The 14467-nt window shown below is 73.3% G+C and carries 14 protein-coding genes and 1 riboswitch; of the genes, 8 read left to right on the top strand and 6 right to left on the bottom strand.

The genetic code is table 11. From position 1 onward, the window contains the following. Complete coding sequence (locus ACWEV0_RS05355; RefSeq protein WP_453146667.1) at nt 1-576, bottom strand: phosphatase PAP2 family protein; 576 nt, start codon at nt 574-576, stop codon at nt 1-3. 166 nt (nt 577-742) lie between these two features. Between ACWEV0_RS05355 and ACWEV0_RS05350 the strand changes: the two genes are divergently transcribed. Together ACWEV0_RS05350 and ACWEV0_RS05345 are read left to right on the top strand one after the other, a co-directional pair. Continuing rightward, nucleotides 743-2128: an FAD-binding protein gene (locus ACWEV0_RS05350; protein ID WP_453146665.1), complete on the top strand. Its 1386-nt coding sequence runs from the start codon at nt 743-745 to the stop codon at nt 2126-2128. A 14-nt stretch (nt 2129-2142) separates the two neighbouring features. Next, nucleotides 2143-2898, top strand: a complete 756-nt coding sequence (locus tag ACWEV0_RS05345; RefSeq protein ID WP_453146795.1) for a decaprenylphospho-beta-D-erythro-pentofuranosid-2-ulose 2-reductase — start codon at nt 2143-2145, stop codon at nt 2896-2898. Between the two features lie 145 nt (nt 2899-3043). On the opposite strand, the gene ACWEV0_RS05340 is transcribed toward ACWEV0_RS05345, so the two are convergent. Both ACWEV0_RS05340 and trpS read right to left on the bottom strand, forming a co-directional pair. Beyond that, on the bottom strand, nt 3044-3664 hold the full coding sequence (locus tag ACWEV0_RS05340) for a 2'-5' RNA ligase family protein (protein WP_453146663.1): 621 nt from the start codon (nt 3662-3664) through the stop codon (nt 3044-3046). Between the two features lie 92 nt (nt 3665-3756). Further along, the gene (gene trpS, locus ACWEV0_RS05335; protein ID WP_453146662.1) at nt 3757-4770 is read right to left on the bottom strand and encodes a tryptophan--tRNA ligase; all 1014 of its coding nucleotides are present in this window, start codon (nt 4768-4770) and stop codon (nt 3757-3759) included. Between the two features lie 103 nt (nt 4771-4873). Here trpS and ACWEV0_RS05330 point away from each other — a divergent pair, with 103 nt between their 5' ends. The 3 genes from ACWEV0_RS05330 (at nt 4874) to ACWEV0_RS05320 (ending at nt 8091) form a co-directional block, all read left to right on the top strand. Next, nucleotides 4874-5980, top strand: a complete 1107-nt coding sequence (locus tag ACWEV0_RS05330; RefSeq protein ID WP_453146660.1) for a serine hydrolase domain-containing protein — start codon at nt 4874-4876, stop codon at nt 5978-5980. A gap of 191 nt (nt 5981-6171) precedes the next feature. Continuing rightward, nucleotides 6172-6975, top strand: coding sequence for a hypothetical protein (locus ACWEV0_RS05325; RefSeq protein ID WP_453146658.1), 804 nt, complete (start codon nt 6172-6174; stop codon nt 6973-6975). Nucleotides 6976-7206: 231 nt separating this feature from the next. Next, nucleotides 7207-8091, top strand: a complete 885-nt coding sequence (locus ACWEV0_RS05320; protein ID WP_453146656.1) for an AraC family transcriptional regulator — start codon at nt 7207-7209, stop codon at nt 8089-8091. 87 nt (nt 8092-8178) lie between these two features. Here ACWEV0_RS05320 and ACWEV0_RS05315 read toward each other — a convergent pair whose 3' ends face one another. Then, complete coding sequence (locus tag ACWEV0_RS05315) at nt 8179-9447, bottom strand: serine hydroxymethyltransferase (protein ID WP_453146654.1); 1269 nt, start codon at nt 9445-9447, stop codon at nt 8179-8181. A 132-nt stretch (nt 9448-9579) separates the two neighbouring features. Further along, nucleotides 9580-9670: riboswitch (ZMP/ZTP riboswitch) on the bottom strand. Nucleotides 9671-9779: 109 nt separating this feature from the next. Between ACWEV0_RS05315 and rocD the strand changes: the two genes are divergently transcribed. Next, complete coding sequence (gene rocD / locus ACWEV0_RS05310) at nt 9780-11006, top strand: ornithine--oxo-acid transaminase (RefSeq protein ID WP_453146652.1); 1227 nt, start codon at nt 9780-9782, stop codon at nt 11004-11006. Between the two features lie 201 nt (nt 11007-11207). Then, the gene (locus ACWEV0_RS05305) at nt 11208-11894 is read left to right on the top strand and encodes a polysaccharide deacetylase family protein (protein ID WP_453146650.1); all 687 of its coding nucleotides are present in this window, start codon (nt 11208-11210) and stop codon (nt 11892-11894) included. Nucleotides 11895-11904: 10 nt separating this feature from the next. Here the strand turns inward: ACWEV0_RS05305 and ACWEV0_RS05300 are convergent, their stop codons facing one another. Continuing rightward, a complete protein-coding gene (locus ACWEV0_RS05300; RefSeq protein WP_453146648.1) occupies nt 11905-13104 on the bottom strand; it encodes a glutathionylspermidine synthase family protein in 1200 nt (399 codons plus the stop codon). 7 nt (nt 13105-13111) lie between these two features. Then, the gene (locus ACWEV0_RS05295) at nt 13112-13408 is read right to left on the bottom strand and encodes a hypothetical protein (RefSeq protein WP_453146647.1); all 297 of its coding nucleotides are present in this window, start codon (nt 13406-13408) and stop codon (nt 13112-13114) included. Nucleotides 13409-13522: 114 nt separating this feature from the next. Between ACWEV0_RS05295 and ACWEV0_RS05290 the strand changes: the two genes are divergently transcribed. Beyond that, entirely contained in the window at nt 13523-14368 is an 846-nt protein-coding gene (locus tag ACWEV0_RS05290) for a hypothetical protein (protein WP_453146645.1), read from the top strand. Nucleotides 14369-14467: the final 99 nt, after the last annotated feature.

The following is a 14467-nucleotide window of genomic DNA, read 5'->3' as shown; positions in this document are numbered from 1 at the left end:
TCACGGTCGCCTCCCCTCGGCGGCGGCGCGGAGCCGGGCGCGGGCCGTGGTCGCGGTGGCCGCGCCGAGCAGTGCCCCGGCGGCGACGTCGGTCGGGTAGTGGACGCCGGCGACGAGCCGGGCGAGGCACATCGCGGCGGCGGCCGGGACGGCGAGGTGCCGGGCCGGCGGGTGCAGGGCGGTGAAGGCGACGGCGGCCGCGGCGGCGGAGCAGGCGTGGCAGCTGGGGAAGGAGTGCCGGCCGGCGGTGCGGACGAGCGGCGCGTACGTCTCGGGGCGCGGCCTGGGGCGCCGTACCACCCGCTTGACGCCCATGCCCGTCAGATGCGCGACGGCGACCAGGGCGGTGCCGTGCAGCCAGCCGGTGCGGCGCGGCGGGTCGAGGGCGGCGGCGGCCAGACCGGCGGCGAGCCAGAGCGCCGCGTGTTCGCCGGCGCCCGAGAGCGCGCGGGCGGCGGCGGCCACCGCGGGGCGGCGCCCGTGGGCGCGCAGCGCGGCGAGCAGCCGGTGGTCGGCCGCGGCCCAGCCCCGGGCCCGGGCCCCGTCCCGGTCCTCGTCACCGTCCCCGTATCGCATGCTCCTCGCCCGCCTCCCCGGTTCACCGAACAGCCACGGGCGACTCTGACGCGCCGAGGTGAGCTACGGGCCGGGTCGCTTTCCTGACACTCGTTTAATCACCCATTTCGACGAACCGCCCGCCAATCCCGGCATAAGCGACACTCGCGGCTATACGGTCACCTCCATGGCAGCCGAGACCGACGTCGTGACGGACATCGACACCCTCACGGGCTGGGGCCGGACCGCCCCCACCCTCGCGTACGTGATCCGTCCCCGGACGTACGAGGAGGCCGCCGCGGCCGTCCGCGCGTACGCCGCCCCGGGCTCGCGCGGCTCGATCGCGCGCGGTCTCGGCAGGGCCTACGGGGACGCCGCGCAGAACGCCGGCGGCGCCGTCCTCGACATGACCGGCCTCGCCCGGATCCGCGCCGTCGACGCCGAGGCCGGGCTCGTCGTCTGCGACGCGGGCGTCAGCCTGCACCACCTGATGGAGGTGCTGCTGCCGCTCGGCTGGTTCGTGCCGGTCACCCCCGGCACCCGTTACGTCACCGTCGGCGGGGCCGTCGGCGCCGACATCCACGGCAAGAACCACCACGTCTCCGGCTCCTTCTCCCGGCACGTCGTCTCCCTCGACCTGCTCACCGCCGACGGCCAGGTGCACACGGTGGTCCCCGGCACCCCGCTCTTCGACGCCACCACCGGCGGCCTGGGCCTGACCGGCGTGATCCTCTCCGTCACCCTGCGCCTGCTGCCCGTCGAGACCTCCCTGATGTGCGTCGACACCGAACGCGCCACCGACCTCGACGACCTGATGGCCCGGCTCACCGCGACCGACCACCGCTACCGCTACTCCGTGGCCTGGATCGACCTCCTCGCCCGCGGCGCCGCCACCGGCCGCGCCGTCCTCACCCGCGGCGACCACGCCCCGTACGACGCCCTGCCCGTCCGCGAACGCCGGGCCCGCCGCGAGCCCCTCGCCTTCCGCCCCGGGCGGCTGCCGGCGGCCCCCGCGTACGTCCCCGAGGGGCTGCTCGGCCGCACGAGCGTCGGCCTCTTCAACGAGCTCTGGTACCGCAGGGCCCCGCGCCGCGCCACCGGCCGGCTCCAGCGGCTCCCCGCCTTCTTCCACCCCCTCGACGGCGTCCCGCACTGGAACCGGGTGTACGGGCGCGGCGGCTTCGTGCAGTACCAGTTCGTCGTCGGCCACGGCCAGGAGGAGACCCTGCGCCGGGTCGTGCGGCGCATCGCGAGCCGCGGCTGCCCGTCCTTCCTCGCCGTCCTCAAGCGCTTCGGCGAGGCCGACCCCGGCTGGCTGTCCTTCCCGCTGCCCGGCTGGACCCTCGCCCTCGACATCCCGGCCTCGCTGAGCGGCCTCGGCGCCTTCCTCGACGAGCTGGACGAGGAGGTCGCCGCGGCCGGCGGCCGGGTCTACCTCGCCAAGGACTCGCGGCTGCGGCCCGACGCGCTGGCCGCGATGTACCCGAGGCTCGACGACTTCCGCGAGCTGCGGGCCCGTATCGACCCCGGGTCGGTCTTCGTCTCGGACCTGGCCCGCCGTCTCGCCCTATGAGGAGCGTGAACGCCATGAAGGACGCCTTCGGCGCGCCCCAGTCCCTGCTCGTTCTCGGCGGCACCTCCGAGATCGGCCTCGCCACCGCCCGCCGTCTGATCGCCCGCCGCACCCGCACGGTGTGGCTGGCCGGCCGCCCCTCCCCCGCCCTCACCGAGGCCGCCGACTCGCTGCGCGCGCTCGGCGCCGACGTGCGCACCGTGCCCTTCGACGCCCTGGACACCGGGTCCCACGAGGAACGGCTCGGGAAGCTCTTCGCCGAGGGCGACATCGACCTCGTCCTGCTGGCCTTCGGCGTCCTCGGCGACCAGACGCGCGACGAGGCCGATCCGCTCGCCGCCGTCCGGGTCGCCCAGACCAACTACACCGGCGCCGTCTCGGCCGGCCTGGTCTGCGCCCAGGCCCTCCAGGCGCAGGGCCACGGCTCGCTCGTGGTGCTGTCGTCGGTGGCCGGCGAGCGGGCCCGCCGGGCGAACTTCATCTACGGCTCGTCCAAGGCCGGGCTCGACGCCTTCGCGCAGGGGCTGGGGGACGCGCTGCACGGCACGGGCGTGCACGTGATGGTGGTGCGGCCCGGGTTCGTGCGCTCGAAGATGACCGAGGGGCTCGCGGAGGCGCCGCTCGCGACCACGCCGGAGGCGGTCGCCACGGCGATCGAGCTGGGGCTGCGGCGCCGCTCGGAGACGGTCTGGGTGCCGGGCGCGCTGCGGGTGGTGATGTCGGCGCTGCGGCACGTGCCGCGACCGCTGTTCCGGCGCCTGCCGGTCTAGCGACGGGGGTCCGGCAGTCCGGGGTCCAGCGGCCCGGCAGCCCGTGGGGTCCCGCGGTCCGGGGGCCCGGCAGTCCAGGGATCCGGCAGTCCGGGGGCCGGTGGCCCGGCAGTCCGGCAGTCCGTGGGTCCAGCGGCCCCGTCGGCTAAAGCGTGGCGGTCGGCTCGTCGACCGGGCTGCCGCCCTGCGCCGGTACGCCGGTGATCGTGGCCGGGGCCGCGGCCGGCGCCGGGACCGTGCGGCCGCTGCCGAACTCGTAGTCGTACAGCTTGCGCCACACCTCGTCGGCGCCCTGCTCGTACAACGCGAAGGAGCGGCAGGTCCACTCCGCCCCGTATCCGGCCAGCTCCTCGAAGGCGCGGTCCATCGCCTCGTCCGGGATGCCGTGCGCGACGGTGACGTGCGGGTGGTACGGGAACTGCAGCTCGCGCGGTACGGGCCCGGCCGCGTCCCGGATGCGCTCCTGGAGCAGGTCGCAGCCGGTGGCGCCCTCGACGAGCTTCACGAAGACGACCGGGGAGAGCGGACGGAAGGTGCCGGTGCCGTCGAGGCGCATCGCGAACGGCTCGCTGACCGCCGCGATCGCGGCGAGGTGCGCCTCGATCTCCGGCAGCCGGTCCGCCTCGACCTCGGTGGGCGGGAGCAGCGTGACGTGGGTCGGGATGCCGTGCGCGGCGGGATCCCCGAAGCCCGCGCGCCGCTCCTGGAGCAGGCTGCCGTGAGGCTCCGGGACCGCGATCGAAACGCCGAGCGTTACGGTCCCCACGTCGTTCTCCTCCGTCGTGCGTCGAAATGTGTACGGGTGGTGCAGGCGCCAGTGTGCGGCCTGCACCACCGTTTCGGCCAGCGTCCCGGGACTCAGTGCTTCGCGGGCAGGAAACCGATCTTGTCGTACGCCTGCGCCAGCGTCTCCGCCGCGACCGCCCGGGCCTTCTCCGCGCCCTTGGCGAGCACGGCGTCCAGGGTCTCCGGGTCGTCCAGGTACTCGTTGGTGCGGGTCCGGAACGGGGTGACGAAGTCCACCATGACCTCGGCGAGGTCGGTCTTGAGGGCGCCGTACATCTTGCCCTCGTAGCTCTTCTCCAGGTCGGCGACCGACGTGCCGGTGAGCACGGACATGATGCCGAGCAGGTTGGAGACGCCGGCCTTGTTCTCCGGGTCGAAGCGGATCACCGTGTCGGTGTCGGTGACCGCGCTCTTCACCTTCTTCGCGGTCGCCTTCGGGTCGTCGAGGAGGTTGATCAGACCCTTCGGTGTGGACGCCGACTTGCTCATCTTGATCGACGGGTCCTGGAGGTCGTAGATCTTCCCCGTCTCCTTGAGGATGTACGGCGACGGGATCGTGAACGTCTCCCCGAAGCGCCCGTTGAAGCGCTCCGCGAGGTCGCGGGTCAGCTCGATGTGCTGGCGCTGGTCCTCGCCGACCGGGACCTCGTCGGCCTGGTACAGCAGGATGTCGGCGACCTGGAGGACCGGGTACGTGAAGAGGCCGACGGTGGCGCGGTCGGCGCCCTGCTTGGCGGACTTGTCCTTGAACTGCGTCATGCGGGACGCCTCGCCGAAGCCGGTGAGGCAGTTCATGACCCAGCCGAGCTGCGCGTGCTCGGGCACGTGGCTCTGGACGAAGAGGGTGCACCGCTCCGGGTCGAGGCCGGCGGCGAGCAGCTGGGCGGCGGCGAGCCGGGTGTTGGCGCGCAGTTCCGCGGGGTCCTGCGGAACCGTGATCGCGTGCAGGTCCACCACCATGTAGAAGGCGTCGTGGGACTCCTGCAGCGCGACCCACTGGCGCACGGCGCCGAGGTAGTTGCCGAGGTGGAACGAGCCTGCGGTGGGCTGGATTCCGGAAAGCACACGAGGTCGGTCAGAGGCCATGCTCATCATTCTCTCAGGTGTGACCCCCGGAACCGGACGTGGCATTGTGCCCCGTGAGACGAGAAACACACATCGCACGCGAAGTGCTCGGAGGGGGAACGTGATGGGGGACGTGCAGGCACGGGTCGAGGCCGTGGCGCGGGAGCTGGTCGAGTCGGGCCGGGAGTCGGCCCTGCAGGTGGCCGCGTACCGGCACGGGGAACTGATCGTCGACGCGTACGCGGGCGAGGGGGCCGCGGGCCAGGCGGTGGGGTCCGACTCCCTCTTCCACAGCTATTCCACCGGCAAGGGCGTCACGGCGACGCTGGTCCACGTCCTCGTCGAGCGCGGGCTGCTCGACCTGGACACGCCCGTCGCGCACTACTGGCCGGAGTTCGGCGCCCACGGCAAGGACCGCGCCACCGTCCGCGACGCGCTGACCCACCGCACGGGCGTGCCGCAGCTGCCGCCGGCCATCACGCTGGAGGAGCTGTTCGACTGGGACGGGATGTGCGCGCTGATCGCCGCGCAGGAGCCGTTGTGGGAGCCGGGCACGGCCACCGGCTACCACGGCTGGACCTTCGGCTGGATCCTCGGCGAGCTGGTGCGCCGGGTGACCGGGCTCGGCGTCTCCGAGGCGCTGCGCACGTACGTGACCGAGCCGCTCGGCATCGCGGACTCCCTGTTCTACGGAGTGCCCGACGCGCACGCGGGCCGCGTCGTGCCCATTCAGGCGGGCACCTGGGAGGAGATGCTCGACGGCATCCCCGCGGCCGCCCCGTTCTTCCTCGCCCTGCCCAACCAGGACGTGCGGCCCACCGCCCGGCTCGCCAACCACCCCGGCTACCTCCGCGCCGACGCCCCGGCCGGCGCGACCCTCACGGCACGCGCCGCGGCCCGGATGTACGCGGCGCTGCTCGACGAGGTCGACGGCGTCCGCCTGATCGCCGCCGGGCGCCTGCCCCTCCTCCACGAGCTTCAGACCCGCGAGCCGGACCGCATCCTGGGCGCGCCCGTCGCCAAGGGCCTCGGCTACTTCATGGACCTGCCCCCCATGGGCGGCGAGCCCACCGCGTTCGGCCACAACGGCAGCGGCGGCAGCATCGCCTTCGCCGACCCGAGCCGCGGCCTCTCCTTCGCCTTCACCCGCAGCCGGCTCTCGGCGGGCGCGGACGACACCAGCGCGGTGGACCTCGCGGCGCTGATCCGCGAGGCGGTCGACGAGGGCTGAGCGAGCTGCTGCGGTGGACGGCGCCGGGTGCCCCGGCTCGGCGCGGCGGGGCGCTCCAGCGGTTCGACACGCGCACTCCCCTGCGTACGGAGTACGGGGGCCCGCACTCCGGCGCGGCGCCCCCATTTATCCGCTTTATCCGGTTCACACTGCACAGGCCGGGCCACCCCCTCCACGTACTGGAGTTCCCCATGCCACGCACGAACCGCGTCGTCCGTCTCACCCTGCACGCCGCCGCCACGTCCGTCGTCATGACGGCATCGCTGGCCGCCTCCCCGGCCCAGGCGGCCGCGGATCCCCTGCCCTCGCACTGGTGCTTCGTCAACGGGGTCGAGGCCCCACCCGGAAACGTGTACGGCACGTCGGGCAACGACACGATCCTCTGCGAGAACGACGTCGTGAACGTGATCATCTACGGCGGCGGCGGCACCGACAACATTCGCGTCAAGGGCATGGTCATCGACTCCCAAGTGCTCGGCGGCGACGGCGATGACATCATCCAGGTCAACAACCTCTACCCGCGCAACGGCGAGTCATCGGTCCGCGGCGGCGCCGGCAACGACCTGATCACCACCGCGCTGGTCGTCGGATCGGCGGAGCACGGCGCGACGGTCTACGGGGACCACGGCAACGACACCATCACGACGGGCAGCGTGATGGGCCAGCCGGGCGAGTACGAGCGCGGCGGCGGCCAGGTCCTCGGCAACGACGACGACGACGTCATCCGCACCAGCCGGGTGGACCTCGGCGGCCGGGTGCTCGGCGGCAGCGGGAACGACACCATCGAGCCGAAGTCCGTCGGCGACGAGTCGTCCGGCGTCATCATGGGCGGCCCCGGCAACGACACGATCCGCGGCCAGGGTGACACCCAGCTGGTGATCGGGCCGGGATACGCCCAGGTCGACGGCGGACTGGGCGTCAACAAGTGCAAGGTCAGGCACTTCTCGACCGGCGAGAGGGTCCGCAGCACGGTCGCCAACTGCGCCATTTCCTGACCGAGGAAGGTCTCTCACTCTGACGCGCCTCCGCGTCGCGGGCGTCCGCGACGCGGAGGCGCACGACGTAACCGCTTCAAAGCCCGGGGGGAACCACCCTCCCAACCCCTCCAGCCTCCCCGAAGCCGCGTGACCGCCCCGCCGCACCCGATCGGAGCGGGCACAGGATGTCGGGTGCGGCAGGCTGGGTCCTTCCTAGCGTGGGTGATCGAAAGGGAAGGAGGGCCGGGAGTGCTGGATCGGCTGAACCAGGCCATGGAGTACGTCGAGGGTCGCCTCGACCAGCAGATCGACGTGTCCGAGCTGGCCCGGATCACGGTCACGTCGGAGTACCACTTCCGGCGGCTGTTCTCGTCGCTGGCGGGGATGCCGCTGTCGGAGTACGTCCGACGGCGGCGGCTCACCGTCGCGGGGGCCGACGTGCTGGCCGGGGAGCCGACCCTGCTGGAGATCGCGATCCGCTACGGCTACACCTCGGGCGAGGCCTTCGCCCGGGCGTTCCGCGCCGTGCACGGTGTCGGTCCCGGCGAGGCCAGGCGTACCGGCGCGGCTCTGAACTCGCAGCCCCGGCTGTCCTTCCGCCTCACCGTCGAAGGGAACAGCACCATGCGGTACCGCATCGTGGAGAAGGAAGCATTCCGGGTCGTCGGCAAGAAGGCCCGCGTCCCGCTGATCCACCAGGGCGTCAACCCGCACATCGCCGAGCACATCCGGAGCATCCCGCCGGAGACGATGCTGCGGATCGTGGGCCTGTCGGACCAGGACCCGGAGGGTGTCGTCTCGGCGACCGTGCGCCTGCCGGACGGCGTCAGGGACGGCTTCGAGGAGGGCAGCGAACTCGACTACTACCACGCCGTGGTGACCGCCGAGGCCGAGCTGCCCGAGGACCTCGACGTGCTGGACTGCCCGGCGGGCACCTGGGCCGTGTTCGAGAACACCGGGCCGTTCCCGCAGGCGCTGCAGCAGATGTGGGGCGACGTCGCGGCCCAGTGGATCCCGTCCAACCCGTACGAGTACCGTCCGGGGCCGGAGATCCTGCGCACCCGCCCGGCGCAGGACGACCCGGCGCACAGCGACGCCCAGCTGTGGATCCCGGTGACCCGCACCAGGGGCTGAGCCGCACGTCACGTGACGGTCCGGGACGGGCGAGGCGCCCGTCCCGGACCGCTTCGGACCGCTTCGGACCGGGCGGAGCCGGTCCGGCTAGACCGGCAGGCCCGGGGCCGGGAACGCGGCCATCAGCTCGGCGACCTCGGCGCGGATGACGGCCAGGGCGTCCTCGTCGCCCTTGCCGGCGGCGGTCACGCCCCGGTCGATCCAGTCGGCGACCTGCGGCATGTGCGCGACGCCGAGGCCGCGGGAGGTCAGCGACGGGGTGCCGATGCGGATGCCGGAGGGGTCGAAGGGCTTCCGGGGGTCGAACGGGACGGTGTTGTAGTTGACGACGATGCCGGCCCGGTCGAGCGCCTTCGCCGCCACCTTGCCCGGGACCTCCTTGGGCGTGAGGTCCATCAGGATCAGGTGGTTGTCGGTGCCGCCGGACACCAGGTCGAAGCCGCGGTCGAGCAGCGCTTCGGCGAGGGCCCGGGCGTTGGCGACGACCGCGTGGGCGTAGTCGCGGAAGGACGGCTGGGCCGCCTCGTGCAGGGCGACGGCGATGGCGGCGGTCGTCTGGTTGTGCGGGCCGCCCTGGAGGCCGGGGAAGACGGCCTTGTCGAGGGCCTTGGCGTGCTCCTCGCGGCACATCAGCATCGCGCCGCGCGGACCGCGCAGGGTCTTGTGCGTGGTCGTGGAGATCACGTCCACGTGCGGCACCGGCGACGGGTGGGCGCCGCCCGCGATCAGGCCGGCGATGTGGGCGACGTCGGCGACGAGCACGGATCCGGCCTCGCGGGCGATCTCCCCGAACGCGGCGAAGTCGATCGTGCGGGGCAGCGCCGTGCCGCCGCAGAAGATCACCTTCGGCCGCTCGGCGAGGGCCAGCTCGCGGACCTGGTCGAAGTCGATGAGGCCGGTGTCCTTCCGTACGCCGTACTGCACGCCCCGGAACCAGGTGCCGGTCGCGGAGACGCCCCAGCCGTGGGTGAGGTGGCCGCCCATCGGCAGGGCCATGCCCATCACGGTGTCGCCGGGCTGCGCGAAGGCCAGGTAGACGGCGAGGTTGGCCGGCGAGCCGGAGTACGGCTGCACGTTGGCGTGGTCGACGCCGAAGAGGGCCTGGGCGCGGGCGATGGCCAGGCTCTCGACCTGGTCGATGTTCTGCTGGCCCTCGTAGTAGCGGCGGCCCGGGTAGCCCTCGCTGTACTTGTTCTGCAGCACGGTGCCGGAGGCTTCGAGGACGGCGGCGGAGACGTAGTTCTCGCTGGGGATGAGACGCAGGGTCTCGGCCTGCAGCCGCTCCTCGGCACCGACGAGCGCGGCGAGCTCGGGGTCGGCGGCGGAGAGGGCCGGGTGGTGGGCGGGAAGGTTCATGGCGTTCCTCCGGGATGGAGGTCCGGTGCGGCATCCGCACGGGACCTGGTCAGGGTTCCCGTGATGCGAGATGGGGGCTCACCCGCCGAAGGCAGGGGGCGGGCGGCATCTGCACGGGACTCTTGTCGTTTCCCGTGATGCCCAGGCGGGCGGCATCCCGTGTGCTCTGCCGCGCACGGCTCCCCCGGGGTTCGTTCCCCGTACGCCAGTCGCCGTGCGTGTTTCCAGACTATCGGGCGCGCCGTCACGACAGGTTTCCCCGTCCGGCATGCGAGCGACGATAAGAAAAGGGAACCACACCCGCCCCTGGCCGCAGGACGAACGGAGACCCCGTGTCGAGTACGTCGAGTTCTTCGAGGACGCAAGACGAGATCGCCGCCGCGGACGCGCACAGCGCCCACAACTACCACCCCCTGCCCGTGGTCGTCGCCTCCGCGGAGGGCGCCTGGATGACCGATGTCGAGGGGCGCCGCTACCTCGACATGCTCGCCGGGTACTCGGCGCTCAACTTCGGGCACGGCAACCGGCGCCTGCTCGACGCCGCCCGCGCGCAGCTGGAGCGGGTGACGCTGACGTCGCGCGCGTTCCACCACGACCGGTTCGGGGAGTTCTGTACGCGCCTGGCCGAGCTGTGCGGCAAGGAGATGGTGCTGCCGATGAACACGGGCGCGGAGGCCGTGGAGACGGCGGTGAAGACGGCCCGCAAGTGGGGGTACGAGGTGAAGGGCGTGCCGGACGGGCACGCGAAGATCGTCGTGGCGGGGAACAACTTCCACGGCCGGACGACGACGATCGTCAGCTTCTCCACGGACCACGAGGCGCGCGACCACTTCGGTCCGTACACGCCGGGCTTCGAGATCGTGCCGTACGGCGATCTGACCGCCCTGGAGGCGGCCGTCACGGAGAACACGGTGGCCGTGCTCCTGGAACCGATCCAGGGCGAGGCCGGGGTGCTGGTCCCGCCGGCCGGTTATCTGCGCGGGGTGCGGGAGCTGACGGCCCGGAAGAACGTGCTGTTCATGGCGGACGAGATCCAGTCGGGCCTGGGCCGCACGGGCCGGACGTTCGCGTGCGAGCACGAGGGCGTGGTGCCGGACGTCTACGTCCTGGGCAAGGCGCTCGGCGGCGGTGTCGTGCCGGTGTCGGCGGTGGTCGCGAACCGGGACGTCCTCGGGGTGTTCCGGCCGGGCGAGCACGGCTCGACCTTCGGCGGCAACCCGCTGGCCTGCGCGGTGGCGCTGGAGGTCATCGCGATGCTGCGGACGGGCGAGTACCAGCAGCGCGCGGCCGAGCTGGGCGAGCACCTGCACGCCGAGCTGGGCCTGCTCGTGGGCGGGGGCGCCGTGGAGGCGGTGCGCGGCCGCGGGCTCTGGGCGGGCGTCGACATCGCGCCGGCGAAGGGCACGGGCCGGCAGATCTCGGAGAAGCTGATGGCCCGGGGCGTCCTTGTGAAGGACACGCACGGGTCGACGATCCGGATCGCGCCGCCGCTGGTGATCTCGAAGGAGGACCTGGACTGGGGTCTGGAGCAGCTGCGGGCGGTGCTCTCGGCGGACTGACGGTTCGCGCTGACGGACGTGGGCGGTCCGGTCCACCTCCGGACGGGCCGCCTCCGGGAGGGCCGCCTCCGGGAGGGCCGCCTCCGGGAGGGCCGCCTCCGGGAGGCGGCCCTGCCCGCCTCCGGGCGGACCGTCCACGTCCGTTTCGTGCCCGACTCCCCCCATTGACACCCCAGTTGGTCTAGGCCAATGATGGCCGCCATGTCGAGACCCCGTCTGCGCCGCGCGCTGCGTCGCGCGCTCGCCGCGCTCGTCCCGCTCGCCTTCGTGAGCGCCCTCCCCGCCCCCGCCCGGGCCGCCGCCTGGCCGGAGCCCGTACCGGTCGTGAACCGCGTCCAGACCACCGACCCGGTCGTCTTCATCACCATCGACGACGGCTGGTACCACGACCCGGCCGCCGCGAAGCTGCTGCTCGACCGCCGGGTGCCCACGTCCCTCTTCCTGCTGCCGGGCGCGTACGCCTACGACTCCGGCTACTTCCACACGTTGCTCGACCAGGGCCCGTCCCGCGTCGAGAACCACACCGTCGACCACCCGGACCTCACCACCCTCGACGCCGCCGGCCAGCAGGCGCAGGTCTGCGGGGCGCGCGAGGCGCAGCTCGCCGAGTTCGGGGACGGGGCGCGGCTGCTGCGCCCGCCGTACGGGACGTACGACGCGACCACGCTGACCACCGCGCGGGCGTGCGGGGCGAAGGCCGTGGTGACGTGGACGTACGACATGACGACCTGGGGCCAGTGGACCCCGCCGACGCCCGCGCTCAAGGCGGGCGACATCGTCCTGCTGCACTTCAACGAGACGGTCGAGCAGGATCTGCGGCGGGCCCTCGCGGCGGCCGACGCGGCCGGGCTCCGGCCCGCGCCGCTCAGGGACTACGTACCGGAGTAGGCGGCGCGGGTCAGAGGATCACGTGCGGGATGAAGCGGGCGTACTCGTCCGTCACCGGTCCCGCCGACTCCCGGATGCCGAGCCCCGCCGCCTCGTCGCCGACGGTCCACGCGCCGAGCACGACGCGATTGCCGTCGAAGTCGGGCAGCGGGGCGAGCTCCTGGTAGCAGCAGGGTTCGTCGTCGCGGAGGACGACGGGGTCGCCGGGGTCGCCCGGCTCGTGGAGGGTGACGCCGGCGCCCTCGCGGCCGAGGAGCGGCTTGGCCACCCAGCCCGTGGTCGTGGCCAGTTCGCGGGGGCCGTCGAGGTAGGCGGGCAGCAGGTTCGGGTGGCCCGGATACAGCTCCCAGAGGATCGCGAGCAGCGCCTTGTTGGAGAGCAGCATCTTCCAGGCGGGCTCGATCCAGCAGGTGGAGCCGGTCCCGCCGCCGTTGTCGAGGGTCTCGAGGACGTGCGGGCCGAAGCGGTCCGTGGTCAGCCACTCCCACGGGTAGAGCTTGAAGCAGGCGCGGATGAAGCGGAGCCGGTCGTCGACGAAGCGGCCGGCGATGCGGTCCCAGCCGATCCTCTCTACCGACAGCGCCTCGGTGGCGAGGCCGGCCTGTTCGGCGGTCTCACGGAGGTACGCGACGGTCATCAGGTCCTCGCCGAGCTCGTCGCCGTCGGAGTGGACGAAGTGCACGGGGCTGCCGGGCGGCAGCAGGTGCGCCTGGCGCCTCCAGGCGTCGACGAGGCGCTCGTGGAGCGAGTTCCACTGGTCGGCGCCGGGGAAGCGCTCCTCCATCCAGAACCACTGCGGGCTCGCCGCCTCCACCAGGGAGGTGGGGGTGTCGGCGTTGTACTCCAGCATCTTGGCCGGGCCGCCCGCGCCGTCGTAGCGAAGGTCGAAGCGCCCGTAGACGGTGGGGAGTTCGGCCCGGCGGCGCCAGGACTCGGCGACCCGGGCGGCGAGCCGCGGGTCGGTGATGCCGAGATCGGCGAAACGGTCCTTCTCGACGATGTGCGCCGCCGCCTCCAGGCACATGGCGTGCAGCTCCTCGACGACCTCCTCCAGCGCCTCGACCTCGGGCAGGCTGAAGGAGTAGTAGGCGCTCTCGTCCCAGTAGGGGCGCAGCGAGTCGTCGGGGTAGCGGGTCAGCGGGTAGATCAGGCCCTGCTCCTCGACGGTCCGCTGCCAGCCGGGGCGGGGCTCGATGGTGTGGCGCTCCATCGCGGGATCAGCCGCCGGAGGAGGAGTGGTGGCCGCCGAAGCCGCCGCTCTCGACGGCGGACCTGTCGAAGCTGCCGCCGCTGACGCGGCCGCTGCTGGAGGAGCCGCCGTAGTAGTAGCGCCCGGTGGAGGAACTGCTGCCGCTTCCGCTGCCGCCGCCGTCGTGGCACTTGTAGTCGGGGAGTTCCTTGTACGTGACCGGGTCGATGCAGCGCCGGTCGGGCTCCGAGCTGCACGCGGTCAGCGTCGCCGCGAGCATGCCCACTCCGCCGAGTACCACCGTGCTCGACCTCAGCCTGCGCATGACCTGTCCTCCCCGTCGTCCTGCTGTCGCAGGGTTGCGATCGCACAGTGTAGGCGGGCCGCCCGCGGCCGCATCCGCCCGGTCGTCCGATCCCCCACGCACTAGGGTCCTTTCATGCTTCTTGGGATGATCTGTGCCCTCGGTTCCGCGCTCTGCTTCGGCACCGCCTCGGTGTTCCAGGCCCTCGCCGCCCGGGCCGCCGAGCCCGGCACCGGCGGCGGCGTCGACGTCGCCCTGATGTGGCGGGCGCTGCGGCAGTGGCGGTACATGGCCGGGCTCGGCCTGGACGGCCTCGGCTTCGTCCTCCAGATCGTGGCGCTGCGCACCCTGCCGATCTACGCGGTCGGCGCCGCCCTCGCCGCCAGCCTCGCCGTCACGGCCGTCGTCGCCTCGCGCATGCTCGGCGTCCGGCTGCGCCGGATCGAATGGCTCGCCGTCGGCGTCGTCTGCCTCGGCCTCGCGATGCTCGCGCTCGCCTCCGGCCGGGAGGGCCACGAAGGGGTCGACGACGGGCTCGAATGGGGGCTGCTCGCCGCCGCCCTCGCCGTCCTGGGCATCGGCGCGGCCGCCGGCCGCCTTCCCGACCGTCCGCGCGCCCTCGTCCTCGGTCTCGCCGGCGGCCTCGGCTTCGGCGTGGTCGAGGTCGCCGTCCGCCTCCTCGACGGCCTGGACTTCACCAACCCCGCCCTGTACGCCCTGCTGCTCGCCGGCGCCTCCGCCTTCGTCCTCTACACCTCCGCCCTCAGCCGCGGCGCGGTCACGACGGCCACGGCGGGCCTCGTCCTCGGCGAGACGATCGGCCCGGCCGTCGTGGGCGTGGCCTGGCTGGGCGACAGGACCCGCGAGGGCCTCGGCTGGCTGGCGGTCCTCGGCTTCGCCGTGGCGGTGGCGGGCTCGCTGACCCTGGCCCGGTTCGGCGAACCGGCGCCGGAGGAGCAACCGGCGGAGGCGCGGGCGTAGGGCTTCGGCCGGGGCCCCCAGGGAGGCGTGGCGGCCCGGAGGCGCGGAGGCCCCGGAGGCCCCGGAGGCGTGGAGGCCCCGGAGGCGTGAGGCCCCGGA

It is taken from the genome of Streptomyces sp. NPDC003943, assembly GCF_053605265.1.
Note: the sequence above shows the minus strand (reverse complement) of the source record. Positions and strands in the feature narration are given on the sequence as shown.

Coding starts and splice junctions, on each gene's coding strand:
- trpS (WP_453146662.1), bottom strand. CDS start 4,770: ATGGCCTCTGACCGACCTCGTGTGCTTTCCGGAATCCAGCCCACCGCA.
- ACWEV0_RS05350 (WP_453146665.1), top strand. CDS start 743: ATGGCAGCCGAGACCGACGTCGTGACGGACATCGACACCCTCACGGGC.
- ACWEV0_RS05330 (WP_453146660.1), top strand. CDS start 4,874: ATGGGGGACGTGCAGGCACGGGTCGAGGCCGTGGCGCGGGAGCTGGTC.
- ACWEV0_RS05305 (WP_453146650.1), top strand. CDS start 11,208: ATGTCGAGACCCCGTCTGCGCCGCGCGCTGCGTCGCGCGCTCGCCGCG.
- ACWEV0_RS05300 (WP_453146648.1), bottom strand. CDS start 13,104: ATGGAGCGCCACACCATCGAGCCCCGCCCCGGCTGGCAGCGGACCGTC.
- ACWEV0_RS05325 (WP_453146658.1), top strand. CDS start 6,172: ATGCCACGCACGAACCGCGTCGTCCGTCTCACCCTGCACGCCGCCGCC.
- ACWEV0_RS05315 (WP_453146654.1), bottom strand. CDS start 9,447: ATGAACCTTCCCGCCCACCACCCGGCCCTCTCCGCCGCCGACCCCGAG.
- ACWEV0_RS05290 (WP_453146645.1), top strand. CDS start 13,523: ATGCTTCTTGGGATGATCTGTGCCCTCGGTTCCGCGCTCTGCTTCGGC.
- ACWEV0_RS05295 (WP_453146647.1), bottom strand. CDS start 13,408: ATGCGCAGGCTGAGGTCGAGCACGGTGGTACTCGGCGGAGTGGGCATG.
- ACWEV0_RS05355 (WP_453146667.1), bottom strand. CDS start 576: ATGCGATACGGGGACGGTGACGAGGACCGGGACGGGGCCCGGGCCCGG.
- ACWEV0_RS05345 (WP_453146795.1), top strand. CDS start 2,143: ATGAAGGACGCCTTCGGCGCGCCCCAGTCCCTGCTCGTTCTCGGCGGC.